The sequence below is a fragment of the Nitratidesulfovibrio sp. genome, assembly GCF_040373385.1.
GTDB lineage: Bacteria > Desulfobacterota > Desulfovibrionia > Desulfovibrionales > Desulfovibrionaceae > Cupidesulfovibrio.
In genome coordinates this window covers 496,117-521,497 of the sequence record NZ_JBDXXH010000003.1, presented here as the reverse complement: position 1 = coordinate 521,497, position 25,381 = coordinate 496,117, and the positions used below count along the sequence as shown (strand labels likewise).

Below are 25,381 nucleotides of genomic sequence, written 5' to 3'. Positions count from 1 at the left end.
AGCTTACGCCGCACGGCAAACATCACGCACTTTCCGGAGGTCACCCCCATGGCGCACAAGCCATACGCCCCCATCCCCATGGTGCCCGGCCCGGTCACCCTGCACCCCGCCGTGCTGGCGGCCATGACCCGCGACTACGGCTCCGGCCAGATCGAGCCGGACTACCTGAAACTGTACGCGGAAACGGGCCGCAACCTCGCGCAGCTCATGGGCACGCAGCATGACGTGGTGCTGATGACCGGCGAAGGCATGCTGGCCCTGTGGGCCGCGCTGAAAAGCTGCCTCGTGCCCGGCGACAAGGTGCTGTCCGTGGGCACCGGCGTGTTCGGCGACGGCATCGGCGACATGGCCGCGTCCATCGGCTGCGAGGTGCTGAAGGTCTCGCTGCCGTACAACGAAACCATCGACGACCTGACCGGCATCGAAGACGCCATCCGCAGCTTCAAGCCCAAGATGCTCACCGCCGTACACTGCGAAACGCCGTCCGGCACGCTGAACCCGCTGGGCGACCTTGGCGCGCTGAAGCAAACCTGCGGCGTGCCGCTGTTCTACGTGGACGCGGTGGCCAGCGTGGGCGGCGCACCCGTGCAGGCCGACGCATGGCACGCGGACCTCGTGCTGGGCGGCTCGCAGAAGTGCCTTTCCGCCCCGCCGTCCATGAGCTTTCTGTCCGTCAGCCCGGCGGCGTGGGAGGTCGTGGAGACCGTGGGCTATCAGGGCTACGACGCCATCGGCCCCTTCCGCACCGTGCAGCAGGATGGCCGCTGCCCGTACACCCCGTACTGGCACGGCACCGCCGCGCTCAACGCGGGCGCACTGGCCATCCTGAACGAGGCGGGCGGCATGCAGGGTTGCTTCGACCGGCATCAGGAAGTTGCCGAACGCTGCCGCGCGGGCCTCGCCAAGCTGGGCATCGACCTGTGGACGGCGGAGGGCGCGGTGAACTCGCCCACGGTGACGGCGGCCCTTGTGCCGGAAGGCTTCGACTGGCCGGAATGGCGGCAGCGCCTGCGCGAACGCGGGCTGATCGTGTCCGGCAGCTTCGGCCCCATGGCGGGCAAGGTGTTCCGCCTTGGGCACATGGGCACGCAGGCCACCGAAGCGCTGGTGGACGCGGCGCTGGATGTCATCGAAACCGTGATGCAGGACTAGGCCGTCACGCGACAGGGGCGCGGAAACCACCGGCAACTTGCCGGACAGGCGCACCGGCCCCTCCGGTCTCAACAGGAACCGACAGGCACCAACAGGCACCAACAGGCACCAACAGGCACCGACAGGCACCAACAGGCACCGACAGGCACCGACAGGCACCCATCGGCGGCTTGCCGATTCCGCAACCTGCCGCCGTTGCAAGATATTCCACTTACGGAAAAGGCCCCCGGCACGTCCTGACTCACAGGGACGTACCGGGGGCGCTGTTCATCTGCTGTCGCGGAAACGGTCCGCGCGGCTACTGCACGGGTTCGAAGTATTCCTTCTCGGCGTCGCACCACGGGCACACCCAGTCCTCGGGCAGGTCGGCGAAGGGGGTGTCGGGGCCCACGCCGTGCTCGGGATCGCCCTCGGCGGGGTCGTACACATAGCCGCAGGGGCACTTGTATTTCTGCATCGGTGTCTCCTTGCGCCATGTCGGCGCCTTTTTGGCCTTCCCCGCATGGCCGCGCACGGCCCGCGCGCGGATGAAGGAATGAGGTGACGGCTACGGAATCAGGAACGACTTCACCGAACGCACGCCGCCCACGGCGCGCGCCACCATGACGGCGCGGTCCACATCGGCCTGCGCGCGCACCATGCCCAGCAGCACCACCTGGCCGCCGTACACTTCAAGGTCGATCTGGGTGGAGCTGAGGGCCTTTTCCGCGATGAGGTTGGTGCGCACCTTGGTGGCCACGGCCAGATCGTCGGCGGTGTGGCCGGTGCCCGGGTCGAACCAGTGGGTGGTCACGGAGCGCACGCCCTTGGCCTTGCGGGCAATGGTCACCGCCGGGTCGCGGAACGCCGACGGCACCTCGCCCACCAGAAAGACCCGCCCGGCGTAGCTGTACACCTTCACGGCGTAGCCGTCGGAGGCGTCGCGCTGCATGAGGTCGCTCTTGATGGCGGTGCGGATGGTGCTGTCATCCACCATGGTGCCCACGGTGCGTTCGTCCTGCGGCACGGAATAGACGGCACAGCCGCCAAGGCCGGAAAGCGCGAGCGCCGATGCCGCCAGCAGTAGGGCCGACATGACGGCGGAAAGGATGCGGCGTTTCATGGCTGTCTCCTGCGTAGTGTGCTTGCGGTTGGTTGCCCCGTCCCCTGCTGCCACAGGAGCGGCACGGGCGCGAGGATTCAGGGTAAAATATAGCACGCGTCGGGCGCGCTGTCACCGGGGCCGGGTGGCATTCGGACGCCCTTCGTGCGACGTACCCCGGCACCAACGCCGCGTGCCACTGTTCCCGAAACGTCGTGCCGCGCGCAGGACGCTTGCCCCTCTTGACCATGGGCATCGCGCCCACCTACCATGCGCCACGCGGTACCCGCCGCCCATGCCGATTCCATACGCAAACGCGCGGGATGGGAAACGCCACGGCCAAAACGCGCCATGGATCGGAAGCCGCCCACCCCGCACACCACAACCACAACACATCCCCCGAAACGACGCCCCTAACGACGCCAAGGAGATCGCCGCATGACCCCCGAACAGCGCGCCGTCCTCGACCATATCCTGTCCCGCGCCCTTGATGCCGTGGCCCCCGACCGTGCCGTGCACCGGCATGTGCGCCGCGACGGCAACACCCTGCACATTGCCGGGCGCGACTACGATCTTTCCGCCCACGATAGGGTGTACGTGGTGGGCGCGGGCAAGGGCGCGGCCCCCATGGCCGCCGCGCTGGAGGACATCCTGGGCGACCGGGTGCACGACGGCGTGGTGGTGGTGAAGTACGGGCACACCGCCCCGCTGAAGCGCATCGCCCTGCGCGAGGCCGCCCACCCCGTGCCCGACGCCGCCGGTGAACGCGCCGCCAACGAGATACTGGACCTGGTGCGCACCGCAGGCCCGCGCGACCTCGTGCTGTGCGCCCTTACCGGCGGGGCCAGCGCGCTGACCCCCGCGCTGCAACCGGGCATCACCCTGGACGACATGCGCGCCGCCACCACCCTGCTGCTGGAATGCGGGGCCACCATCCACGAGATCAACGCCCTGCGCAAACACCTGTCCGCCTTCGGCGGCGGCAACCTGGCCCGCGCGGCGGCCCCGGCGCAGGTGGTTTCGCTGATCATCTCCGACGTGGTGGGCGACGACCTGGACGTCATCGCCTCCGGCCCCACCTCGCCCGATGCATCCACCTACGCCGACTGCACATCCATCGCCGACAGGTTCGGCATTCTCGACAGGCTGCCCGCGCCGGTCATCGAACGGCTGACAGCGGGCCTGCGCGGCATGGCGGCGGAAACGCCCAAACCCGGCGACCCGGTATTCGGCGCGGTGCAGAACTGCATCGTGGCCAGCAACCGGCTGGCGCTGGAAGCGGCGGCGGAAGCAGCCGCCGCGCACGGCTACCGCCCCCGCATCCTTACCGACACCATGACCGGCGAGGCCCGCGTGCGCGCCCGCGAACTGGTGGAAGAAGCCACCCGCGCAGCCGTTGGACTGTCCCACCCCGAAGGGCCGTTCTGCCTGCTGGCGGGCGGCGAGACCACCGTCACCATCACCGGCGGCGGGCTTGGCGGGCGCAACCAGGAAATGGCCCTGGCCGCCGCCATCCACATGGACGAACTGGCCGACTGCCCGCACATCGCCATGCTCTGCGCGGGCACCGACGGCACCGACGGCCCCACGGACGCCGCAGGGGGTTACGCATCGGGCAACACCCTGTGCGTGGCGCGCGACTGCGGCGTGGATGCCCATGGCCACCTTGCGGCCAACGACGCCTACAACTTCCTGGACCGCACGGGACATCTGCTGCGCACCGGCCCTACCCTGACCAACGTCATGGACCTGGCCGTGCTGCTGGTTGACGCGCCCAAGGGCAAACCCGCCGCCTGAGCCGGCTCGCCGGACAACCCGACCGGACGCCCTGACCGAATGCCCTGGCCGGACAGGCCACCGCGCACGGCTACGGAAGGACACATGAAGAACACGCACGCAACCGCGACCGCGACGGGGTCGAAGAACACCGGTGGTCGACCCGCATCCCGTCCCGCGCACCCCTTGGCCGGGCTGCGCTCGATGGGTCCGGCCACCCAGCGCGACCTCGATCTGCTGGGGGTGCGCACCTTGGCCGGACTTGCGGCGGCGGATCCGCAGGAACTGTACGACCGGCTGTGCACACTCACCGGGCAACGCCACGATCCGTGCGTGCTCGACGTGTTCGCCTGCGCCGTTGCCCAGGCCCGCGCCCCGCACCTGCCTGACGCCCTGCGCGACTGGTTCGCCTGGACGCCCCACCGCAAGGCCGGAACCTTGCACGCGGCCCTGCCCCCTCGCCCCGACGGGTGCACGAGATAGAAGGCTGGAGAGAAGGCGGGCGGGGGCAGACCCCCTGAATATCCCGCCCCCTTTTCCCCGCGCAGGTCGGTGCGTTCCTTCCCCCACCCACCCCCGAAAACGCGAAACGCCCCGCATCTCCTTGCCGGAGACGCGGGGCGCGGAAATCTGCGGCCCGTGGGCTGCCTACTTCACGGAATCCTTCAGCAGCTTGCCGGGGGTGAACTTCACCACCTTGCCGGAAGGAATGGTGATTTCTTCGCCGGTGCGGGGATTGCGACCCTTGCGCGCGGCGCGTTCGGTCACCTTGAAGCTGCCGAAGCCGGTGAAGGTCACGGATTCGCCAGCGGCCAGGGCGTCGGCGAGCACGGCGATGGTGGCGTCAAGGGCGCCTTCGGCCTGGACCTTGGAGGCAAGACCGGCCTTGGCGCGGATCTTTTCAACCAGTTCAGCTTTGGTCATCGGTATCTCCATATGGGGGGTTTCGGTCCGCGCGCGCTCCGGCGGCGCGGTATTGCATGCACATGGTGCAAGGGCGCAGCTTTTACAGAGGTTGGCCCCCTTGTCAACAGTTTGTGCCCACGAAGGCGCGTCGTTGCTTGATTCGTCACCAAAATGCCCCGCTCCGTGCATGGTTCGCGCAAGCGCTCCGCCGCTCCCTCGGGGCCGGAACAAGCCGTAACGACGGCAAAACGCACTCCGCAACCCTTTGATTTCGGCCCCGCTTGCGCTATAACGGCCCCACAGAGAGAAGGAACAGGGAGACGCAAGCCAACCATGGAAGTGCGCATCGAACGCCTGCCGGAACTTCGCGTGGCCGGCATCCGCGTGCTCGGCCCCTATGCCGAATCGGGGCCGAAGGCGTGGAAGCTGCTTACGCCGTGGATCGCACGGCGGCAGGTGACCGGCGCCTCCACCATGTTCCTGGGCCTGTGCCACGACGACCCGGAAATCACCCCGCCGGAGCGCATCCGCTACGACGCCATGGTCACCGTGCCCGAAGACTTCGAGCCGGACGACTACGTCATCGTGCGGGTCATCCGCTCTCGGGAATACGCCGTGGCCGTGCACAAGGGCCCCTACGCCACCCTGCCGTGGTCGTGGTCGGCGCTGTTCTGGGAATGGCTGCCCGCCAGCGGGCGCACCCCCCTGGGCGCGCCCCGCATGGAGGCCTACCTCAACGCCCCGGACGCCACACCGGAAGACGACCTGCTGACCCGCCTCTACCTGCCACTGGCCCCGCTGTAACACCCGCCGCCCCGGCGGCGAACATGCATGCGCCGCGCACCGCGCACCGCGCACAGGAGGAACAATGCTTCGCCACAACGTCTCGCGCACGCTCGCTGCGCTGCTGCTGGTTCTTGCCGCGCTGGCCCTTTCGGCCTGCGCCCCCGGCAATTCCGTCCGCCTGCTCTACTCGCCGCCCGATGCCGCGGTGCTGCCCGATCCTTCCGCCCCCCGCGTGACCGTGGTCATGTTCGAGGACAAGCGCCCGGTGGTGCAGGTGGGTGAACGCAAGGACGGCACCTCCTTCGTGGCCTCGTCCACCGTGTCCGACTGGGTCAGCCGCTCGCTGGCCGACGAACTGGCCCGCCAGGGCTTGCAGGTGTCCTTCGCCCTGACCCCGGAACAGGCCCGCGCTGGCGGCCCCGACTACATCGTCACCGGCGTGGTCAACGAGGTGTGGCTGAAGGAACTGAAGACCACCGAATTCAGCACCTCCATGAAGCTGGCCGTCTCCGTGTCCGACTACACCAAGGTGCTGTACACCGAGCATCTTTCCGGCGGTCAGTCCAAGCAGGTCATTCCGGCTTCCGACGTGGTCGAAAAGCTGCTGGCCGAAACCCTGCGCGACGTGCTGCAACCCGCGGCCCGCAAGATACAGAGCACCGTGAAGAAGTAGATGCACCATTCCGGACGGGCGGCGCCGGGCCTGCATGCAGGCCCGGTACCGCCCCCTTCCGCCCGCCCCCGCGCCGGGCTTGCCCCGCTGCTCTGCGGCATCGCCATCCTGCTGGCGACAGCCGCCACCACGCACGCCGCCAGCACCGTCGCGGTGCCCTTCGGCGGCGGCCTGCGCAAGGAATCCGCCACCGTCATCGCCCGCTCCGCCGCGCGTCTGGCCGCGCTGCGCGAAGGGATGCCCGCCCTGCTGGAAGGCTCCGCCGGGTCCTTCGCCGCTCTGGCCGCGCATGATCCGCAGCGCCGTCTGGCCGTGGCATCCGCCGTGCTGGTCACCCGCGTTACCGATGTCACCGTGCAGGGATACCCCCCCGAGGTCCGCGTGGCCGTAACCGTGCAGGCCGACGCCCCCCCGGACACCATCCCGGACACCACCCAAAATTCCCTGACGCCTGATGCGCCGTTGCCAAACGCGGCAGCGTCAAACATCCCGCCAGACGCGGCAGCGTCAAACATCCCGCCAAACGCGGCAGCGTCACCCCCCTTGCCGGGCAGCGCAGACCCCGTCCGCGCCGTGCTGCGCAACGACCCGCTGTTGGAACTGCACGAAGAGGTGCTGCGCCGCGAGGCCGCCCTGACCGAAGAGGCATTGGATGCGGCCCAGGCCACCGCCCGCCACGTGGCCCGCCACGGCGGCGAGGACGAAAGCCCCTTTGCCCAGCGGCTGGGCGCGCTGGCCCGCTCGCTGGAGGCGCTGGACCTGTACCGCGCCTGCCTGTCCGGCATCCCCGTGGGCACGGACGCCGCAGGCGGACAGACATCGAACAAGGACGCCGCAGGCGGACAGGCGTCGGGCAAGGAACCGGCAGCCGGGCAGGCAACGGACGCCCCGGCCCCGCCCGCCGTCAGCACCATGGGCGCCACCGTGGGCGGCTGGGGCCTTGCGCCAGAGGCCATGTTGCGCCACATGCGCCGTGCTGTCTCGCTGGACACGCGCAACCCGCTGCTGTGGAACGCGCTGGGCGAAGCCCTGCTGCTGCTCGATCGCCCGCAGGACGCCATGGAGGCACAGGACCGCGCCCTGAAGCTGTCGCCCGGCTTTGCCCGTGCCCTGCACGCGCGCGCCGTGTGCCACCTGCGGTTGCAGATGCCCGCCTTGGCCGTGGCCGACGCCGCCGCCGCCATCCGCCTGCGCCCCGACGTGGCCGCCCACTGGCGGGTACGCGGGGCGGCGTGGCAGGTGCGCGGTGAACCCGGCCCCATGTGCGACGATTTCTACCGGGCATGTGCCCTGGGCGACTGCGAGGGGTTGAGCCTGGCGCGCGGGCGCGGGCAATGCCGCCCGACACCGAACGGGACGGCCACGCCGCGCGCGAACGGCGGAACAAACGGGCAAGACCAGCCGACAGGGCAGGACCAGCCGACAGGGCAGGCCGGGCAAACCGGGCAGAACGGCACCAGCGCCGACCCGGCCACGGCGGTGCCTGCCGTCGTTTCGGGTGGCACCCCCGCCATCCCCGAAAAGGCCGTGCCCGATGCCCCGCAAAACGTCCCGCAGAATGTCCCGCAGGACGCCGCCATGTTCAACGAACACGTCCCGGCGGGCGACATTCCGGCCACGCCTGCCCCCCGCACGCCGGGCGGCCCCAACGGCACGGCGCCCGATGTCCAAACAGGAGTCCGGCGTGATGCCGGACGGGATGCCAGCCTGTACGAACTGCCGGACGACAGCCCGGCCCCGCGCACACTGCCCTGAGGCGTGGCCTGGAGACACCATCCGCATGGTGCTGACGGCATGCTGTTGCCCGGCTGGCAAGGTGCTGCCGATACGGATATGATGGCCCGCAGATGATGGCCCGCAGATGATGGCCCGCAGATGATGGCCCGCAGGCGACAAGCCGAACAGGATGGGCCGGACAGGATGGGCCGAGCAGGGTGAGCCGGACAGGGTGAGCCGGACAGGGCGGTGCAGGCGTGACGGTGCGAGCATGACCACGCCAATGCCCGGCCTTCCGGGCATCGTCCGTCATGCGCCTCTCCCCGGTCCGCCGCCGCGCGCGACAAAAGAGGTCGGCCGCGCTCCGAGGGGCTGGAACGCGGCCGACGCTGCAAGGGGGAGGATGAGTGGCCGGGTTGCCCGTGCCGCGTCCCTTCGGCGATACGCATGCTGCCGTACGTATCTCCCGGGTTTGGGTCCCGCACGCGGGTACGGGGCGGAAGCGGCGTGGAAACCGTAAACGGGTTTCCGGGGCACCACGCGTCCACCCTAGCACGGCGCGATGCCCCGGCAATGATAACTTCGCCGCCACGGCAACACCTTTGCACACCGCGCACCCATTGGAGCATGCCATGTACGATGCCGAAACCCTGGGGAAATATGCCGACGTCATGCTGTGGGGGCTTGCGCGCGGGCGCCGCGCGCCCCTGCGCAAGAGCGACTTCGTGCTGGTGCGCTTCGACCTGCCGGGCCTGCCCCTGGCCGAGGAACTGTGCGGCAGGCTGCACGACATGGGCATGATTCCCGTGCCGCGCATGCAGCCCACCCCGCGCATGGAGCATGATTTCTACGCCCGCGCCAACAACAAGCGCCTGACCACGCTGATCCCCGGCGAACGCGACCTGTACAGCCACCTTGGCGGGTGCATCACCATCATCGCGCCGGAATCGCTCACCCATCTCGCCTCCATCGAGCCGGAGCGCATCGCCATGGCCCAGGCCGCTCGCCGCCCGTTGCAGGACATCGCCCACCTGCGCGAGGACATGGGCGCCTACGGCTGGACCCTGTGCATCTGGCCCACGGCGGCCCTGGCCGGGCAGGCCGGGCTTTCGCTGGCCGACTACGCCGACGAGGTGCGCCGGGCCTGCCTGCTGGGCGAGGCAGACCCCGCCGCCACCTGGGCCCGCGTGGCAAAACAGGCCGAGGCCATCCGCGCCAGGCTGGACGAACTGGGCGACGCCACCCTGCACGTGGAGGCCGACGGCACCGACCTGCGCCTGCGCGTGGGGCGCATGCGCCGCTGGGCCGGGGTGACCGGGCGCAACATTCCCAGCTTCGAGCTGTACGTCTCGCCCGACTGGCGCAGCGTGGAAGGGGTGTACACCGCCGACCTGCCGTCGTTCCGTTCCGGCAACATCGTGCAGGGGGTAAGGCTGGAATTCCGGCAGGGCCGCGTGGTGCGGCTGGATGCCGAGCAGGGCGAGGGCTTTGCCACCGGGCAGTTGAACAGCGATCCCGGCGCGGCCATGCTGGGTGAATTCGCCCTGGTGGACCGACGCTTCTCGCGCATCAGCCGGTTCATGGCCAACACCCTGTACGACGAGAACCACGGTGGCCCGCACGGTTCCATGCACGTGGCGCTGGGCCAGTCGTACGCCAACACCTTTTCCGGCCCGTCCGACGAGCTTACCGCAGACGCCCGGCGCGACCTGGGCTTCAACAGTTCCAGCCTGCACTGGGATCTGGTGGCCACCACCCCGCGCAGGGTTACCGCCGTTTCGTCGGAGGGCAAACGCGTGGTTATCTACGAGGACGGGGAGTTCCGGTTGTAGGCCGTCCTCAGGCGCGTTCTTTTTTATACGCCTCCGGCGGGCAGGACGGCAGCCGTTACACGAGTCTCCGAGTGTTACGGATGGCGATCGCAGCGCGGACTCCGTCCCCTGCACCCCACTCCGGGACCATCTCTGGCGAATTCACAAAAACAAACGCAATAATAACGGTGAAATTGGATTTCTGGCATACCCACGATGGGGGTGCAGGGGGTTTCCCCCCTGCCCGCCGGGAGCATAAAAAACACGCGCCTCCTGCCCGCCAGACACGCAACACCGCCTGTCGGCACCCCCCGGATACACGCAAAGGAACCCGCATGGCCCGCGACATGATTCAGGAAAAGGTGTACGGCTCGGTGTGGCCCGCCGGGCAGGACATGCTGCGAGCGGCGGCCACGGCCATCGGCGAGGAATGGGTGGAACTGGAGGGCGACCTTTTGCGCATTGCCTACGAAGGCCCGTATTGCGACGCGCAGGAACTGGCCGACGCCATCGCCCCCCACCTTGCCCCGGATTGTCAGGGGCGCATCGACCACATCGACATGGACGCCTGGCGGCTGACCCGCTTCGTGATCACCGGCACGGAGATGAAGAAATCCAGCGCCGGGCTGAACCACGTGCTGGCCTATTCCGGGCACTAGCGCAACGGACGGGGCATGACGGCCCCGCCCGGCCTGTCCGCCGTTCCGCACCGCCTGCCATCATCCGCCCCCTTCCGGCCAGACTCGCTCCTGCTCCCTTCCTTTCGCGCACTCCGCCCCCCTGGCACGCCCACCGGGGCGTCCCCTTTTCGCCACCCGCCAAAATTTCCCCCGCGCCTTGCCGCCGCCTGCACGGTATGCCAAGGTGGCGCAGAGTCCGTGGCGTCCGCAGCCGTTTGGCAACGGTCCGGGGCGACCACGACCCGAGACACACCGCCATCATGCCAAGAAGGGAGGCACGCCATGCCGAGAGACATCGAACTCGTCCTGCACGGAGAACCGGTCACCGAGGGCGCGGGCGTACGGCTGCGCCGCATGTTCGGCTACTACGAGGCCCCCATGTTCGACCCGTTCCTGCTGCTGGACGACTTTCGCTCCGACAGGCCGGAAGACTTCATCAAGGGCTTTCCGTGGCACCCGCACCGGGGCATCGAAACCATCACCTACATCCTGCGCGGCGATGTGGAACACGGCGACAGCATGGGCAACAAGGGGGTCATTTCCTCCGGCGACGTGCAGTGGATGACGGCGGGCAGCGGCATCATCCATCAGGAAATGCCCAAGGGCGACGCACACGGCGCCATGCACGGGTTCCAGCTGTGGGCCAACCTGCCCGCCAGCCACAAGATGATGGAGCCGCGCTACCGCAGCATCACGGCGGCGGAAATCCCCGTGGCGCAACTGCCGCATGGGGTGGCGGCCAAGGTCATCGCCGGGACGGTGCACGGCGCGGGGGGCCCGGTGACGGGACCGGCGGCGGACATCGTCACCGACCCCGGCTACCTGGACCTGACCATTCCGGCGGGGGTGACGCACGAGCACCCCGTGCCGCACGGGCATACCGCCATCGCCTATGTCATTGACGGGGCGGGGGTGAGCATCGGAACGGGTGGGGAGAAGGCGGAAGCAACGGCAGGGGGCGGCGCCGGGGAAACCGCCGTGGCCAACCGCACCCTGGTGCTGTTCCGGCGGCCCGCAGGCAATAATCCGGGGGAAGGCGGCGACAATCCGGGAGCGGGCGACGACAGCGTGGCCTTTCGCGCTGGCGAAGGCGGTCTGCGTCTTCTGCTGTTCACGGGGCGCCCGCTGGGCGAGCCCGTGGCCTGGCGCGGCCCCATCGTCATGAACACCGACGCGGAACTGGAAACGGCGTTCCACGAGGTGCGGACGGGCACCTTCATCCGCCATCCGACACCTGGCGGACTGGACCGGTAGAAGGCTTCATGCCGTCCGGCCCGGCCAACACGCCCCGTCGGCCATGCCCGCCAGACGAAGGGCAAGGGCCGACTGAACCAGACGGAGCCAGACGGGAACGGACGGTGAACGCGCGGCGACAGGCACAAGGAGGCCACATGCCCACAGGGCACAAGGTTCGCAAAATCGGGCTCGCGGCGGCGCGGGCCTTCGTGGAAAGGCGCACGGGCATCGTGCTGGACGTGATGGTGCCGGAGTATTTCGAGTTGCGGCACATTCCCGGCGCGGTGCAGGCCTGCGTGCACGAGGTGGTGTTCTGCGATGCCGTGGCCGCGCTGGCCCCGGACCGCACGGCGCCAGTGCTGGTCTACGGCGCGGGCGCGGGCTCGCTGGACGGGCGCATGGCGGCGGAAAAGCTGCTGCGTCAGGGGCACGCCGACGTGCGCTGGTTCGCGGGCGGGCTGGAGGCATGGTGTGACGCCGGATTGCCGCTGGAGGGCAGCGCCCCCCATGCCCGGCCGGACGCACACCCGCCCGTGGTCATGCCTGACGGCGCCTACGCGCTGGACGCGGCGACATCCGCCATCCGCTGGACAGGCCGCAACGACAACGGCGCGCACACCGGCACCGTGGACTGCGCCGGAGGATCGCTGATCTTCTCGCGCGGGCACGGCACGGGCAACCTGCGCATCGACATGCGCACCATCCACGATCAGGACATCACCGACGACGCGCTGCGCCCGGTACTGGAAGCGCATCTGGCCTCGGACGACTTCTTCTTCACCGCCCTGTTCCCGCAGGCCGCGCTGGAGGACATGGCCCTCACACCGCTGCCCTCGGCCACGGCCACCACCCCCAACTACCGGCTGACAGGGCTGTTCACCCTGCGGAGCGTACACAGGAAACTGGCGCTCAATGTGGCGGTGCGGCGCAGCGGTGATGCGGATGGACTGAGCCTGTCCGGGCACTGCGACCTGGACCGCACCCGCTGGGGCGTGCTGTACGGATCGGCGCGCTTCTTCAGGCACCTGGGCTACCATCGGGTGGATGACGCCATCTCGCTGGATTTCCGGCTGGTGTACACGCCCGCCAGGGGCCGATGACGAAGCGGACGCTACGGATTGCAACGACACAACAGCAACGGCCGGGCGGAAAACGGCCCGGCCGTATGCGTTCGTCAGGGAGAAAGAAAGCGAAGATGGACGGGCGGGCAGGAAATGTCGAACGCCTGACCGTACGGAGCAAAAACGACGGCCTGCCGGTACTGCCCGGCCCGGCACCCCGAAGCCGAGGGAAGCAGGCCGGTTCAGCAGACCTCGTCCAGCATGTCCATGATGTCGTCCACGTTGAAGGGCAGCACGTCTGCGAAACAGATACCCGCCTGCACGCCGCTGCACCAGGCCACCCGGCCCTGCGCCCCTTCCAGCGCGCCAGCCAGGGCCTTGGGCACATCGACCAGGCTCACCACTTCGCCAAAGGGCAGTCCCTCTGCCGCGCAGAAGGGGGGCAGTTGCAGCATCACCCCGCCCGAGCTGATGTTGCCGAGCATGCACGGCAGGTCTCCGGCGTCGCGGCGCAGGGTGATGAAGCAGGGGCAGTCCAGTTGCAGCCGGGGAAAGACGCGGCGTTCGTCGCTCATGAATTCTCCTTGCCGGATGGCTGGCACCGGGGCCATGCCGCCGGGGCTGGGTGCTGCGGCAGTGTGCCGCCGTGCGGACAGACGTGTACGGGCTTACGGAACAGGGAAAGTCTGACGCGGAGAGGGCGCACAACGGGCGCGGGACAGGCCGCCGGAAGGGCATCCCAGACCGCACCGGACCGCACCGGACCGCACCGGACTGTACCGGACTGTACCGGGGGGTGCGTCACGCGCCGGACGCGTCCGGCTCCGGGGTAGCCGGTTCCGTCCCCGTGGACTCCGCTCCGGTCCGCGCCGAAGCGTCCTTTCCGGAATCGTTCGGGGCGGGCTCATGCGGCACCTCGCCCCCGTCCGGCACGCCAGCGCGCATGCCGGTCAGGACAAATCGCAGGAACTGCTCGGCCACCGCCAGCCCCGGATTGGCTGCCAGCGCACGGCGCAGGCAGTCGGCGGCCTTCTGGGGCCGCCCCGTCTCGTAGTACACCCGCGCCAGGTTGAACAGGATGCGGTCTTCCTGGCCGCTCACCACCAGAGCGCGTTCGTAGTAGTATTCCGCCGCCGCGTAGTCGCCGCGCTTGCGCAGGCCAATGGCCACCCCGGCCACGCGGTTCTGGAAGTCGGGCACCATGCGCAACTGGCACATGCCCGCCAGCATGGCCCGCAGGTCGGGCACGTCGTGCGCACGGGGCACCAGTCCCGGCCTGCCCCGCAGCACGGCCAGCAGGCCGTCCAGCACGCGCAACTGGTCAAAGGGCAGGGCCAGCGGGCTGAACTGCTCCACCGAAAAGGGCAGGTCCGTCGGCAGTTCGTCGATGTAGACGGCCAGGGCCTCGGCTGCCGGACGAATGAACTTGTCGTAGCAGTCCGGGTCGGGCAGGAAGTGTTCGATGAAATCGGCCTCCGGCAGGTCCTTCACCAGCCCCGAGGGCAGGTACGCGTCGGTCAGCGGTTGCAGGATGTAGCGCCCGCCCTCTGTCCGGTCTGCCTGCTCTGCACGACCTGCCCGGCCCGCACGGTCTGCCCGGCTTGGTCCATCTGCCCGGCTTGGTCCATCTGCCCGGCTTGGTCCATCTGCGCGGACTGGTCCATCTGCACGGACTGGCCCGGCGGAACCTTCCGCGCCGTCAGCCTGGCAGGCCGCCAGCCAGTAGATCTTCTGCGAAACTTCCCTGCTCGTGGTGCCCATGCCCGTGCGCTCCGTGCGCATGGAAACGTACACTCCCAACACCTGCGGCACCATGTGCCCCTCCCTTCCCGCGCGGGTCTGGCCGGTTGCCCGGACTGCCCCGCCAACTCACTTGGCTCGACCGGCCCAAGGGGCTCAACTGGTTCAACCGGACCCGCCAGTTCAACCAGGCCAACGCGTTCCATCGTCCCCGGCGGCGTGCCGGGGCTGTCAGCGCCACCACGCGCTCCCGTTCCTTCACGGGCAGATTGCATGGTGCGCCCCACCGCGTCAATGAAACTTGCGCAACGCCCGGCAGCAGCCGTGCCATGTCCGGTACGCCCAATGCCGCCGGGGCCCTGCGCCCCCTGCCAGCCGGTTTCCGAACAGGCTTCCGGGCCGACGCGGCACCCACGAATCCGGGCCGCGCCAGCCCGGCAGACATCCGCACGTCCGCCACGCTTTCCACGAACCCGACAGGCATCCGTATCTCCGCAAACTCTCCGCACGTCCGCAAAACTCTCCGCAAGCCCGGCAAACTCTCCGCAAGCATGGCCCGAACCCTTGGCGCGGCGCATGAAATGATGCATGATGGCGGTGGACCAGCAGCCATCGGATGCCCCGCACTTCACCGGTCAACGCTTGGCATGCGACGCTCCCCGTCATCTGTCACGAGCGGACCGCCAAACCGGGGCGTCCCGATTCCGGAAAGCCCAGTTCCGGGCGCCCGCACGGCCCCCGAAAGCCCCGCAGGCCGCGGGTAGCCCAGCAGGTTGTCATGACGTCCGAGCAGCCCCCCGCCCCCCCGTCCAACACCACCCCTCCCGCACCGCCGCCCGTGCTGGGCGCAGACCACGTTTCCGGGCGCATCCGGGCCAAGCTGGCCGACTACACGCGCTACAACTTCAGCGCACGGCAGATTTGCGCCTTCAACGTGTTCTTCGACCTGGCCCAGGAATTCGACGCCCTGCCCGACCTGTACGCGCTGGCCGTGCTGGTGCCGCGCATCCTGTTCGACATGCAGGCCGAGCTGTACGTGCTCGACGCCTCGGGCACCCTGGTGCGACGCAACCCGGACATGCCCCCCTTCGCGAACAACCCGCCCCAGCGCGACCACCTGGCAGAAGGGCCGCACATGCAGGACGGCCAGTACCGCATCCCCGTGCGGGGCCGCCATGCCGACCGCGAAAGCCTGCCCTTCACCCCCGTGGGCGACGTGCTGGGCATGATGGTGCTGCACCCCGCAACGCCGCTGACAGAGCACGACCGCTTCTACTACGAAAAATACGCCAACCGCGTGGGTTTCCAACTGCACAACAGGTTGCTGCACATGAAGAACCGCGAACACATCCGGTTCATCCGCAGCCTGGTGCATGACATCGGCCACAACGTCATCGTGCCCAACATGTACTTCAAGCTGCTGTTTCGGCAACTGGAGGGCAAGATACAGGCCATGGGTGAACTGCGCGAAACCCTCAGCGCGGGCGGGCGCATGCCCAGCGGGCCGGAGGCCGAGGCCATCCGCCAGTTGGGCTACCTGCACGAGCGGCTGGACGAGCAGTACCGCGAAATCTACCGCCACTTCCTGCAATCCAGCCTGTTTCTGGAAACGCTGCTGCGCCAGAGCCACTTCGACCAGGGACACTACGTGCTCCAGAAGACGGAAATCGACATCGCCCAGCGCGTGGTGCTGCCGCAACTGGAACGCTTTCGGTCACGGCTGGAGGAAAAGGGCATCAAGGTGCGCATGGACATGCGCCCGGACTGCGAGCACGTGCGTGTTTCCGCCGATGTGGGGCTGATCAGCCAGGTGCTGGCCAACCTCTTGTCCAACGCGGTCAAGTACACCCGCCCCACGCCGGGTGCCCGGCGCCAGGCCGTGCACTGCCGCATCTGCCGGGTGGCCGATGCCTTCGGACCCGGCCACCCCGGTGCACGGGTGGAGGTATTCACCACCGGGCCCGCCGTGTCCGACGCCGACAGCCCCCACCTGTTCGAACCGGACTTTCGGGGGTCCAACACCCATGGCGAATACGGCACCGGGCACGGCCTGCATTTCGTGCGCGAAATCGTGGACCTGCATGGGGGGCGCGTGGGCTACGAGGCGCAGGAAGGCGGCAATGCCTTCTACTTCCTGTTGCCCTGCGACACCCCGGCCCGCGACTGATCGCAGTGGCGGCGACCGGCCCCGGCTGGTCCTGACCGGTCCCGACTGGTCCTGACTGGTCCCGACTGGCCCCGACTGGTCCCGACCGGCCCGCGCCTGACTGGGGGCGGCCCGACTGACCGGGGGTGGCCCCAGTGGCCGCATCCCTCCCGGCCTTGCGTCGGCGTGCGCGAACATGGGGCAGCACGCACGAAAATGACAGGACCGCCCCCGCCAAATGCTGACAATTTCGCAAAACAGCGCCCCCGCGCGCGGGCCGCATGCCCCTTCACACGTGCCAACCACCCGCCATCAAGGGCGATATCCGACGTGGGCATGTCGCGACCTTGCGACGCAACGCCGTGAATTGAAACATTAATGTCAAAAGCGTAACCCCACGGGTTGCCCGTATCACCGTATTCTGCTACTTCGCAGGCGCGGGGCGCGTCGGCTGCCGCCATGGCCGCAGTGGCCCGGTCACCCACCGCGCACGGCAACGCGCGAAACAGTGCCCGAAGCCGTTCGCAAGACCGCCCCAGCCCGCCCAGACCGAACCGTGGAGCACCGCGTGATCAAATTCGACCATGTGCACAAGTGGTACGCCAGCGGACTGCATGTGCTGCAGGATATCACCCTTGAAATCAAGCAAGGCGAGGTTGTCGTCATCTGCGGGCCCAGCGGGTCCGGCAAGAGCACGCTGATCCGCTGCATCAACAAGCTGGAGCCCATCCAGAAGGGCCACATCGTGGTGGATGGCGTGGACATCAACGACCCGCGCACCAACCTCACCATGCTGCGCGCCGAGGTGGGCTTCGTCTTTCAGCAGTTCAACCTGTATCCGCACATGACCGTGCTGGAAAACATCACCCTGGCCCCCCTGCTGGTGCGCAACACCCCCCGCGCCGAGGCAGAAAAGACGGCCATGGAACTGCTGGAAAAGGTGAACATTCCCGACAAGGCGGGCGCCTACCCCGGCCAGCTTTCGGGCGGGCAGCAGCAGCGCGTGGCCATCGCGCGCGGGCTGGCCATGAAGCCGCGCATCATGCTGTTCGACGAACCCACCAGCGCGCTGGACCCGGAAATGATCAACGAGGTGCTCGACGTCATGCGCCAGCTTGCCCGCGAGGGCATGACCATGGTCTGCGTGACGCACGAAATGGGCTTTGCGCGCGAAGTGGCCGACCGGGTCATCTTCATGGACCAGGGCGTCATGGTGGAAGAAAACACCCCCGAGGCGTTCTTCAGCAATCCCGTTCACGACCGCACCAAGGAATTTCTCAGCAAGATCCTGACGCACTAGGGGACGCATCCATCGGAAAGCGCCCCCCGGACAGCCGCATAATAACGTTCCGTTTTGACTGTTGAGCCTTTCTTGCCGCTGTCGGCCCGACGTCCCTTTTGCCGAAGGGACCGCAGCCCCGCTGGGGCCTGCCCGCATGTGCGGGGGCCGTGGGCAACCCAAAACAGGGAGAAGGATATGCGCTTGGTCAAACTGCTTGCAATGGCTTCGGCCCTGACCGTGCTGATGGCCTCCGTGGCCATGGCCGGTCCGGTCTTCGACCGCATCCAGAAGGAAAAGAAGATCCGCGTCGGCATCATGACCGACTCCATCCCCGGCGCCTTCTACAATGAAAAGGGCGAATGGGGCGGCTTCGACTACGACATGGCCACCGAAGTGGCCAAGCGCATGGGCGTCGAGATCGAACGCGTCCAGGTGAACAACAAGACCCGCATCGCCCTGGTGCAGTCGGGCCAGATCGACCTTTCCGTGTCGAACATGACCCACACCCGCGAGCGCGACAAGTCTGTCGACTTTTCGCTGACCTACTTCTTCGACGGCCAGAAGATCCTGTCCAAGAAGGGCCAGTTCAAGTCCGTGAAGGACATGGTGGGCAAGAAGATCGCCACCATGCAGGGCACCACGTCCGAAGTGAACGTGCGCCGCGCCCTGAAGGAAGCGGGTGACCCCAACGCCGAAACCAACGTGATTTCCTACCAGAAGGAATCCGAGTGCTTCCAGGCGCTGCAGAACGGCCGCGTGGCCGGCTGGTCCACCGACGCCTCGATCCTGGTCGGCTACGCCGCCAAGACCCCCGGCCAGTTCGAACTGGTGGGCGACTTCCTGTCCGACGAACCCTACGGCATGGCCATGCCCCAGGACGATTCCGCCCTGCGTGACGCCGTGAACGCCGCCATCCAGGACATGTGGAAGGACGGCACCTACAAGAGCATCTACAACAAGTGGTACGGCCCGGGCACCCCGTTCGAAATGCCGCTGGCCGGCCAGATCGAAATGTGGCCCTAACGGTCAACCTCTGCTGAACATTGCGCGCAAGCCCGGCCCGTCCGGGCTTGCGTATTGTTGAAGACCCGCGCACCAGCGCGCGGGCGCGCGGCAACCCTGCGGCCGCACGCCCGCACATGCACCAAGACCACGCACGCGCCACCGCCCCGCATCCGCCGGGACATACGGCGCGCCCCTCTCCGGAACGGCACATGATCCGATACTGGCTGGAAAAGACCTGGGTCCAGAACGCAGTCCTCATCTCGCTGGCGGCGTTCGCCATCTACTACTGCGGCTGGGTCTTCGACTTCGGCTACGAATTCAAGTGGAGCATGCTCTTCACGCGCAACGAGACCTACGGCGTGGTCATGGGCGCGGAAATCCTGAAGGGCCTCGCCAACACGGTGCGCATCTCGCTGATCAGTTCCGCCCTGGCGCTGCTGCTCGGCACCATGCTGGGCCTTGCCCGGTTGTCGCTGTTCCGCCCGTTGCGGGCCACGGCCACCAGCATCATCGAATTCTTTCGCAACACGCCGCTGCTCATCCAGCTGTTCTTCTGGTACTTCGCCTTCCCGGCCATCCTGCCCGACAACGCGCGCGAGGCACTGTTCTCCATCCCGTTCGAGTTCTGGTGCGCCACCATCGGCCTGTCCATCTACACCGCCTCGTTCATGGCCGAAGTCATCCGCGCGGGGCTCCAGTCCATCCCCAAGGGGCTGCTGGAAGCGGCCTACTCCTCCGGCCTGTCCTATTTCCAGGTGCTGCGCACCATCATCCTGCCACTGGCGTTCCGGGCCATCATTCCTCCCCTGGGCAGCGAGTTTCTGAACAACATGAAGAACTCGTCGCTGGCCATGGTGGTGGGCGTGGCGGAACTTACCTGGCATGCCCAGCAGGTGGAATCGCTGACCTTCAAGGGCTTCGAGGCCACCAGCGCCGCCACGGTGCTGTACCTTTCGCTGTCGCTGATCATCTCGTTCATTCTCAACGGGGTGAACGGCCGCATGCGCCTGGATACCGCCCCCGGCCGCTCGGTGCCGGTGCTGGTGGTGGGCGCGCTGCTGGCCCCGTTCGGGCTCATCCGCCGCCTGTTCATCCGGCCCGTCACCCGCGCCCTGCGGGCCCGCCGCCGCTCCGCCGCCCAGACCACCTACACCCCGCTGGCGGCCATGCTGCACCAGTTGGGCAGGCACGCCGCCCGCGCCGCGGTACTGGCGGGCAAGGGGCTGTTCGTGGCGCTGCTGGCCGGGCTGCTCTATTCGGTGGGCAAGGGGCTGCTGGGCTTTCAGTGGCACGTGGTGTTCGAAAACCTGCGCTCCCTGCTCATCTGGCACTTTCCCAACGGGCGCTCGGACGAGATGTTCCTGGGCCTTGGCGGCCTGGCCTATTCGCTGCTGATGGCCGTCATCGCCATTTCGGTCAGCTTCTTCATCGGCCTTGCCGTGGGCGTGGGGCGCTCGTCGTCCAACCGGGTGTTCCGCATCCCCTGCCTGCTGTACATCGAGTTGATTCGCGGCAACCCGCTGATCATCGTCATCTTCTGGGTGTACTTCTTCATTCCGGTCATGTTCGGCACCACGATGAACGTGTTCTGGTCGGCCACGTGGGCGCTGACGGCCTTTACCGGGGCCTACATTGCCGAAATCGTGCGCACCGGCATCCAGAACATTCCCGCCGGGCAGGTGGAGGCGGCCTACTCCACGGGCCTCACCTACCTGCAAGCCATGCGCAAGATCGTGCTGCCCCAGGCGCTGAAGCAGATGATTCCCGCCATCGTGGGCCAGTTCATCGCCATCTTCAAGGACACCTCGCTGGCTTTCGTGCTGGGCGTGCTGGAACTGACCTTCGTGGCCCAGGGCATCAACAACCGCCTGATGGTCCACCCCATGGAAATCTACGGCACGGTGGCCTTTCTCTACTTCATCTGCTGCTACACCATGTCGGTGTTCGCGGCGCGGCTGGAACGCAGGCTGTCGCCCGAAAAGATCAGCCTGCGCATGTGATGCGCCCGGCGCACCGCAACCTTGATGTTCAAAAGGCCCCCGCCGTCCTTCCCCGGAAGCGACGCGGGGGCCTTCTTGCAGATATGCATGGGACCGTCCCCCCAGCGGACAGATCACCCGGTTCACCATCGGGATTCACAGCGCGGCAGCCGAAACAGGGGCAGCCCGGCACCCCATGGCCCCCCCTGCAAGGAACCGTGCGACGTGGGATCGGCTTCTGTTTGCGCCCGCGCCGCAAGGACAAAGGCAGGTTCACCCGGCGGCATGGTTGTTCGCACAACCTTACCACGCGCAACCTGCCGCCCCTTTTCAGATTCCCGTGGCGCATGTACAGTGCGGGGTGAAGGACAGTGCCCCGAGCGCATGGGCGCGGCCATGCCGGACGGATATGCCGAGCTGATATGCCGAAAGGCTATGCCGGACGAACATGATTGACGGATCCGGCTGACGGGTTCCGGCGGGCCTTTCCACATTCGGTCGCCCCGGTCCCGTCGCTCTGGTCCCGCCGCAGCGGCTGCTCCTGCGCGCGCGGCCCCTCCACGGTCACTCACGATCATCCACGGACCCCCACGGACCCCACGGACCTCAATGACACGTCTGAACACCCTGCTCGCCCACCCAGACCCGGAAGTGCGGCAACGCCTGCGCCGCCTGCTGGCGCCCGTGCCTTTCCTGCGCGTGCTGGGCGAGGCCGTGGACGGCGACGAGGCCTGGGCGCTGCTCGACGCCCTGCCTTACGGGGTATTCTTTACCGGCGTGGACCTTGGCGGTGAAACCTCGGGCCTGGAACTGGCACGCCGCCTGCTTGGGCAACGCGACCGCCCGGCGCTGGTGTTCATCGCCGAGGACGAGAAACTGGCCTTCGAGGCCTTCGACCTGGACGCCACCGACTACCTCATCTTTCCCTGCCCCGACGAACGCTTCCAGCGCACCGTTGGGCGGCTGGACCAGTTCCGCGCCAACTTCCGGCTGGCCCCGGAACCGGCAGCCCGCTGGCGCGAACCGCATCACGCCCCGCAGCCGCAGCCGAACCAGCAGTCACAGCCGAGCCCGCAGTCACAGCCGGACCAGCCCCCCACGGCTGCACGGCAGGGCTCGGGCACCCCTTCCCGACCACAACCAGCCAGCGCCAATGCCCCAGCACCCACCCAGCCGGGAATTCCGGCCAGCGCCGCCGCCCCCCCTTCCGCCGTGCGGGCGGCCATCGCCTCCGGCGACATCGAACCCCTTGGTGGCTGGCAGGACGGATGGCCCAGCGGGAGCCGGGACGGCTGGCACGAGGAATGGCGCCCCGGCACACATGATGCTCATGACGCACATGATGCGCATGACGCACATGGCGCGCATGATGCCCACGGTCCCAGCAGCACCTTCGACGCGTACGACGGCCCCCCCGTGCAGACCCTGCAACTGGCGCTGGGCGACGAGGAGCAGGACAGCTTCCTCTCGGCCCTGGGCTCCGCCTGGGACTACACCAGCCGCTTCCGCCCGGTGGAAATCGGCAAGCTGGCCATCACCCAGGACGGCACCACCATTCTGGTGCCGTACAACGAAATCGTCTTCGTAGAGGCCTACGAGGACTACAGTTACGTGCACACCTCCACCGACAAGTACCTGACCTCATACCGGCTGAAGGTGCTGGAAGGCAGACTGCGCCCGCACCGGTTCTTCCGCGTGCACCGCAAGTATCTGGTGAACCTGGACATGGTGACGGAAATCGCCTCGGTGCCGGGCGGCAATTGCATGCTGCGCACCATGGGCCGCACCCGCATCGAACTGCCCATCAGCCGCAGGCGACTGGGCGAACTGAAAGATATACTGGGGCTTTAGCCATGCCGCGCCGCAAACATCCCGCACAGCCATCCGCAGCGCCGGACACCCCGGCCCACGCCGCGCCCGGCATCGGCCCCGACGTGCAGCCCGATATTGCCCCCGACACGTCCGGCGCAACCGGAGAGCATGCGGGGCGCACCGCGCCCATCGTCCCCGACGCGCATGACGACGGCACCCCGCCTGCGGGCGCCGTGCCGCCCTTGCGCGACCTGCCCTTTACCGGGGGCACCATAGACGCCCTGCTGCGCGAGGAACGCGTGTTCCGACCCCTGCCGCAGGTGGTGGCCGGGGCCGTGGTCAACCCGCAGGATCTGGCCCGCGCCCGCGCCAAGGCCGCCGCCGACCCCGACGGCTACTGGGAAGAGGCGGCGGAAGAACTGGAATGGTTCCGCCGCTGGGACGAGGTGCACGACGGCAGCAACGCACCCTTCCACCGCTGGTTCACCGGCGCGCGCTGCAACATCGTGCACAACGCGCTGGACCGGCACATCGAAACCGGCACCAAGAACCGCCTGGCCCTTATCTGGGAAGGCGAATCGGGCGACACGCGCAGCTTCACCTACTACCAGTTGTACCGCGAGGTGAACCGCCTGGCCAACGCGTTGCGCGGCCTGGGCGTGGGCAAGGGCGACCGGGTCATCATCTACATGCCGCCCCTGCCTGAAACGGTGTTCGCCATGCTGGCCGCCGCCAAGATCGGGGCCGTGCATTCCACGGTGTTCGGCGGCTTTTCCGCCCGCTCGCTGCGCGACCGCATGGAGGACGCCCGCCCCGCCGTCATCGTCACGGTGGACGGCTTCTACCGCAATGGCCGGGTCATCCCGCTCAAACCCATCGCCGACGAGGCAGTAGCCACCCTGCCGCCCGACCTTGCCGCCGGGGTGCGCCACATGGTGGTGGTGCACCGCGCCCACGTGGAAACGCCCATGACCGAAGGGCGCGACATCTGGTACCACGACGCCGTGCGCGGCCAGCACCACGAAGCGCTTACCGAGATCATGGACAGCACGGACCCGCTGTTCCTGCTGTACACCTCCGGCACCACGGGCAAGCCCAAGGGGCACGTGCACGCCCACGGCGGCTACATGGTGGGGGTGCACCGCACCATGCGCTGGGTGTTCGACGTGAAGCCCACGGACATTTTCTGGTGCACGGCGGAGCCGGGCTGGATCACCGGGCACAGCTACGTGGTGTACGGGCCGCTCATGGCGGGCACGACCACGGTCCTCTATGAAGGGCACCCCCTGTACCCGGAACCGGGACGGGTGTGGTCCATGGTGGAACGCCTTGGCATCACCATCCTGTACACCGCGCCCACCCTGGTACGCATGCTGATGCGTCACGGCGCGCAACACGTGGCCCGACACGACCTGACCACCCTGCGCCTGCTGGCCACGGTGGGTGAGCCCATCAGCCCGGAAGCGTGGCTGTGGTTTCACCGCCACGTGGGGCGCGGGCGCTGCCCGGTGCTGGACACCTGGTGGCAGACGGAGACGGGCATGATCATGCTCAGCCCCCTGCCCGTGTCGCTGCTGAAGCCCGGTTCGGTCACCCGCCCGCTGCCCGGCATCGAGGCCGACGTGGTGGACGAACACGGCAAGCCCGTGGGGCCGGGGCGCGGCGGCCTGCTGGTGCTGCAACGCCCGTGGCCCGCCATGTCCTGCGGGGTGTACAACGACGACGAAAGCTACCGCCGCCTGTACTGGGAACGCTTTCCCGGCTGGTACTGCACCGGCGACGTGGCCCGGCGCGACGAGGATGGCTACTTCTGGATTCAGGGCCGGGCCGACGACGTGCTGCTCATCGCCGGGCACCGCATCGGTACGGCAGAGATGGAGGCGGCACTGGCCTCGCACCCCACGGTGGCGGAATGCGCGGTCATCGGCGTGCCCGACGACTTGCGCGGCGAGGTGGCCAAGGCCTTCGTGGTGCTGGTGGATGACCACCCACCGCTGGGCACCATGGTCAGCGCCGACGACCTGGCCACCGAACTGGTGGAGCACGTGCGTCGCGAACTGGGGCCGGTGGCGGTCATCCGCGAGGTGTCCTTCCGCGAGGGGCTGCCCCGCAACCGCAGCGGCAAGATCATGCGCCGGGTGCTGCGCAGCGAGGAACTGGGCCGGGATACGGGGGATTTGTCCACGCTCGAAGATGGGTACGTATAGCCGACGACAGCGCGGGGGGGGGGGATGTGCCCCGGCGCGCGCAGGCTGCATCTGCTCCCGGTACCCCTACTGTTTCGACCTGGCTCCCCCTTGCCACGCAATCCCCCAGCCTATACCCGGCCTTTGCCACCGCCGGGGGCCGAGAAAATCGCGCAACAGGGCAAACCTGCATCAACCGCCATCTCTAGAAAAATCACGCCAAAGTCTAAAGTTTTTCGAACAGGCTTTCCCGGTCTGAAAAACCAGTCTACAGTTTCTGGACATCGGACATCCGACGCCCCGAAGGCCTGAAATACGAACGCCGCCCCCACGCCATGGTGGGGGCGGCGTTC

Annotated in this window: 20 protein-coding genes and 2 pseudogenes; 17 read left to right on the top strand and 5 right to left on the bottom strand. The window is 68.1% G+C overall.

Annotation, left to right across the window (positions count from 1 at the left end):
* Positions 1-48 precede the first annotated feature (48 nt).
* Positions 49-1,152 carry a pyridoxal-phosphate-dependent aminotransferase family protein gene (locus tag ABWO17_RS08010; RefSeq protein WP_353117347.1) on the top strand — a complete coding sequence of 368 codons (1,104 nt, stop codon included), beginning with the start codon at positions 49-51 and terminating at the stop codon, positions 1,150-1,152.
* A gap of 298 nt (positions 1,153-1,450) precedes the next feature.
* Here the strand turns inward: ABWO17_RS08010 and ABWO17_RS08005 are convergent, their stop codons facing one another.
* Together ABWO17_RS08005 and ABWO17_RS08000 are read right to left on the bottom strand one after the other, a co-directional pair.
* Complete coding sequence (locus tag ABWO17_RS08005) at positions 1,451-1,609, bottom strand: rubredoxin (RefSeq protein ID WP_035068411.1); 159 nt, start codon at positions 1,607-1,609, stop codon at positions 1,451-1,453.
* Between the two features lie 90 nt (positions 1,610-1,699).
* The gene (locus ABWO17_RS08000; protein ID WP_353117344.1) at positions 1,700-2,254 is read right to left on the bottom strand and encodes a BON domain-containing protein; all 555 of its coding nucleotides are present in this window, start codon (positions 2,252-2,254) and stop codon (positions 1,700-1,702) included.
* 417 nt (positions 2,255-2,671) lie between these two features.
* Here ABWO17_RS08000 and ABWO17_RS07995 point away from each other — a divergent pair, with 417 nt between their 5' ends.
* The gene (locus ABWO17_RS07995; protein WP_353117342.1) at positions 2,672-4,030 is read left to right on the top strand and encodes a glycerate kinase type-2 family protein; all 1,359 of its coding nucleotides are present in this window, start codon (positions 2,672-2,674) and stop codon (positions 4,028-4,030) included.
* An 84-nt stretch (positions 4,031-4,114) separates the two neighbouring features.
* Positions 4,115-4,492 (top strand): helix-hairpin-helix domain-containing protein, encoded by a 378-nt coding sequence (locus ABWO17_RS07990; protein ID WP_353117340.1) that lies wholly within the window; start codon positions 4,115-4,117, stop codon positions 4,490-4,492.
* A gap of 165 nt (positions 4,493-4,657) precedes the next feature.
* Here ABWO17_RS07990 and ABWO17_RS07985 read toward each other — a convergent pair whose 3' ends face one another.
* Positions 4,658-4,933 (bottom strand): HU family DNA-binding protein, encoded by a 276-nt coding sequence (locus ABWO17_RS07985; RefSeq protein WP_007526990.1) that lies wholly within the window; start codon positions 4,931-4,933, stop codon positions 4,658-4,660.
* 315 nt (positions 4,934-5,248) lie between these two features.
* On the opposite strand from ABWO17_RS07985, the gene ABWO17_RS07980 reads away from it, so the two are divergent.
* The 7 genes from ABWO17_RS07980 to ABWO17_RS07950 all read left to right on the top strand — a co-directional run bounded on the left by ABWO17_RS07980 (position 5,249) and on the right by ABWO17_RS07950 (position 12,917).
* The gene (locus tag ABWO17_RS07980; protein WP_353117338.1) at positions 5,249-5,719 is read left to right on the top strand and encodes an AraC family transcriptional regulator; all 471 of its coding nucleotides are present in this window, start codon (positions 5,249-5,251) and stop codon (positions 5,717-5,719) included.
* A gap of 64 nt (positions 5,720-5,783) precedes the next feature.
* The gene (locus tag ABWO17_RS07975) at positions 5,784-6,374 is read left to right on the top strand and encodes a hypothetical protein (protein WP_353117336.1); all 591 of its coding nucleotides are present in this window, start codon (positions 5,784-5,786) and stop codon (positions 6,372-6,374) included.
* Entirely contained in the window at positions 6,375-8,129 is a 1,755-nt protein-coding gene (locus ABWO17_RS07970) for a tetratricopeptide repeat protein (protein WP_353117334.1), read from the top strand.
* Between the two features lie 593 nt (positions 8,130-8,722).
* On the top strand, positions 8,723-9,922 hold the full coding sequence (locus ABWO17_RS07965) for an aminopeptidase (RefSeq protein WP_353117332.1): 1,200 nt from the start codon (positions 8,723-8,725) through the stop codon (positions 9,920-9,922).
* 314 nt (positions 9,923-10,236) lie between these two features.
* Entirely contained in the window at positions 10,237-10,560 is a 324-nt protein-coding gene (locus ABWO17_RS07960; RefSeq protein WP_353117330.1) for a hypothetical protein, read from the top strand.
* Between the two features lie 303 nt (positions 10,561-10,863).
* Positions 10,864-11,835, top strand: a complete 972-nt coding sequence (locus ABWO17_RS07955) for a pirin family protein (protein WP_353117328.1) — start codon at positions 10,864-10,866, stop codon at positions 11,833-11,835.
* Positions 11,836-11,972: 137 nt separating this feature from the next.
* Positions 11,973-12,917: a YceI family protein gene (locus ABWO17_RS07950; RefSeq protein ID WP_353117326.1), complete on the top strand. Its 945-nt coding sequence runs from the start codon at positions 11,973-11,975 to the stop codon at positions 12,915-12,917.
* A gap of 203 nt (positions 12,918-13,120) precedes the next feature.
* Here ABWO17_RS07950 and ABWO17_RS07945 read toward each other — a convergent pair whose 3' ends face one another.
* A complete protein-coding gene (locus tag ABWO17_RS07945; RefSeq protein WP_353117324.1) occupies positions 13,121-13,453 on the bottom strand; it encodes a PilZ domain-containing protein in 333 nt (110 codons plus the stop codon).
* A gap of 226 nt (positions 13,454-13,679) precedes the next feature.
* Positions 13,680-14,693, bottom strand: coding sequence for a tetratricopeptide repeat protein (locus ABWO17_RS07940; protein ID WP_353117322.1), 1,014 nt, complete (start codon positions 14,691-14,693; stop codon positions 13,680-13,682).
* Positions 14,694-15,396: 703 nt separating this feature from the next.
* Between ABWO17_RS07940 and ABWO17_RS07935 the strand changes: the two genes are divergently transcribed.
* The 7 genes and pseudogenes from ABWO17_RS07935 (at position 15,397) to acs (ending at position 25,049) form a co-directional block, all read left to right on the top strand.
* Positions 15,397-16,785, top strand: coding sequence for a sensor histidine kinase (locus ABWO17_RS07935; protein ID WP_353117321.1), 1,389 nt, complete (start codon positions 15,397-15,399; stop codon positions 16,783-16,785).
* A gap of 547 nt (positions 16,786-17,332) precedes the next feature.
* A complete protein-coding gene (locus ABWO17_RS07930) occupies positions 17,333-18,064 on the top strand; it encodes an amino acid ABC transporter ATP-binding protein (protein ID WP_015946413.1) in 732 nt (243 codons plus the stop codon).
* Positions 18,065-18,241: 177 nt separating this feature from the next.
* Positions 18,242-19,069 (top strand): transporter substrate-binding domain-containing protein, encoded by an 828-nt coding sequence (locus ABWO17_RS07925; protein WP_353117319.1) that lies wholly within the window; start codon positions 18,242-18,244, stop codon positions 19,067-19,069.
* Between the two features lie 191 nt (positions 19,070-19,260).
* A complete protein-coding gene (locus ABWO17_RS07920) occupies positions 19,261-21,051 on the top strand; it encodes an amino acid ABC transporter permease (protein WP_353117317.1) in 1,791 nt (596 codons plus the stop codon).
* A 588-nt stretch (positions 21,052-21,639) separates the two neighbouring features.
* Positions 21,640-21,963, top strand: a pseudogene (locus ABWO17_RS07915) (LytR/AlgR family response regulator transcription factor); the annotation flags it as partial.
* Between the two features lie 486 nt (positions 21,964-22,449).
* Positions 22,450-22,881: pseudogene (locus ABWO17_RS07910) on the top strand (LytR/AlgR family response regulator transcription factor); the annotation flags it as partial.
* Between the two features lie 2 nt (positions 22,882-22,883).
* Positions 22,884-25,049 (top strand): acetate--CoA ligase, encoded by a 2,166-nt coding sequence (gene acs / locus ABWO17_RS07905; RefSeq protein WP_353117315.1) that lies wholly within the window; start codon positions 22,884-22,886, stop codon positions 25,047-25,049.
* Positions 25,050-25,381: the final 332 nt, after the last annotated feature.

Coding starts and splice junctions, on each gene's coding strand:
- ABWO17_RS08010 (WP_353117347.1), top strand. CDS start 49: ATGGCGCACAAGCCATACGCCCCCATCCCCATGGTGCCCGGCCCGGTC.
- ABWO17_RS08005 (WP_035068411.1), bottom strand. CDS start 1,609: ATGCAGAAATACAAGTGCCCCTGCGGCTATGTGTACGACCCCGCCGAG.
- ABWO17_RS08000 (WP_353117344.1), bottom strand. CDS start 2,254: ATGAAACGCCGCATCCTTTCCGCCGTCATGTCGGCCCTACTGCTGGCG.
- ABWO17_RS07995 (WP_353117342.1), top strand. CDS start 2,672: ATGACCCCCGAACAGCGCGCCGTCCTCGACCATATCCTGTCCCGCGCC.
- ABWO17_RS07990 (WP_353117340.1), top strand. CDS start 4,115: ATGAAGAACACGCACGCAACCGCGACCGCGACGGGGTCGAAGAACACC.
- ABWO17_RS07985 (WP_007526990.1), bottom strand. CDS start 4,933: ATGACCAAAGCTGAACTGGTTGAAAAGATCCGCGCCAAGGCCGGTCTT.
- ABWO17_RS07980 (WP_353117338.1), top strand. CDS start 5,249: ATGGAAGTGCGCATCGAACGCCTGCCGGAACTTCGCGTGGCCGGCATC.
- ABWO17_RS07975 (WP_353117336.1), top strand. CDS start 5,784: ATGCTTCGCCACAACGTCTCGCGCACGCTCGCTGCGCTGCTGCTGGTT.
- ABWO17_RS07970 (WP_353117334.1), top strand. CDS start 6,375: ATGCACCATTCCGGACGGGCGGCGCCGGGCCTGCATGCAGGCCCGGTA.
- ABWO17_RS07965 (WP_353117332.1), top strand. CDS start 8,723: ATGTACGATGCCGAAACCCTGGGGAAATATGCCGACGTCATGCTGTGG.
- ABWO17_RS07960 (WP_353117330.1), top strand. CDS start 10,237: ATGGCCCGCGACATGATTCAGGAAAAGGTGTACGGCTCGGTGTGGCCC.
- ABWO17_RS07955 (WP_353117328.1), top strand. CDS start 10,864: ATGCCGAGAGACATCGAACTCGTCCTGCACGGAGAACCGGTCACCGAG.
- ABWO17_RS07950 (WP_353117326.1), top strand. CDS start 11,973: ATGCCCACAGGGCACAAGGTTCGCAAAATCGGGCTCGCGGCGGCGCGG.
- ABWO17_RS07945 (WP_353117324.1), bottom strand. CDS start 13,453: ATGAGCGACGAACGCCGCGTCTTTCCCCGGCTGCAACTGGACTGCCCC.
- ABWO17_RS07940 (WP_353117322.1), bottom strand. CDS start 14,693: ATGGTGCCGCAGGTGTTGGGAGTGTACGTTTCCATGCGCACGGAGCGC.
- ABWO17_RS07935 (WP_353117321.1), top strand. CDS start 15,397: ATGACGTCCGAGCAGCCCCCCGCCCCCCCGTCCAACACCACCCCTCCC.
- ABWO17_RS07925 (WP_353117319.1), top strand. CDS start 18,242: ATGCGCTTGGTCAAACTGCTTGCAATGGCTTCGGCCCTGACCGTGCTG.
- ABWO17_RS07920 (WP_353117317.1), top strand. CDS start 19,261: ATGATCCGATACTGGCTGGAAAAGACCTGGGTCCAGAACGCAGTCCTC.
- acs (WP_353117315.1), top strand. CDS start 22,884: ATGCCGCGCCGCAAACATCCCGCACAGCCATCCGCAGCGCCGGACACC.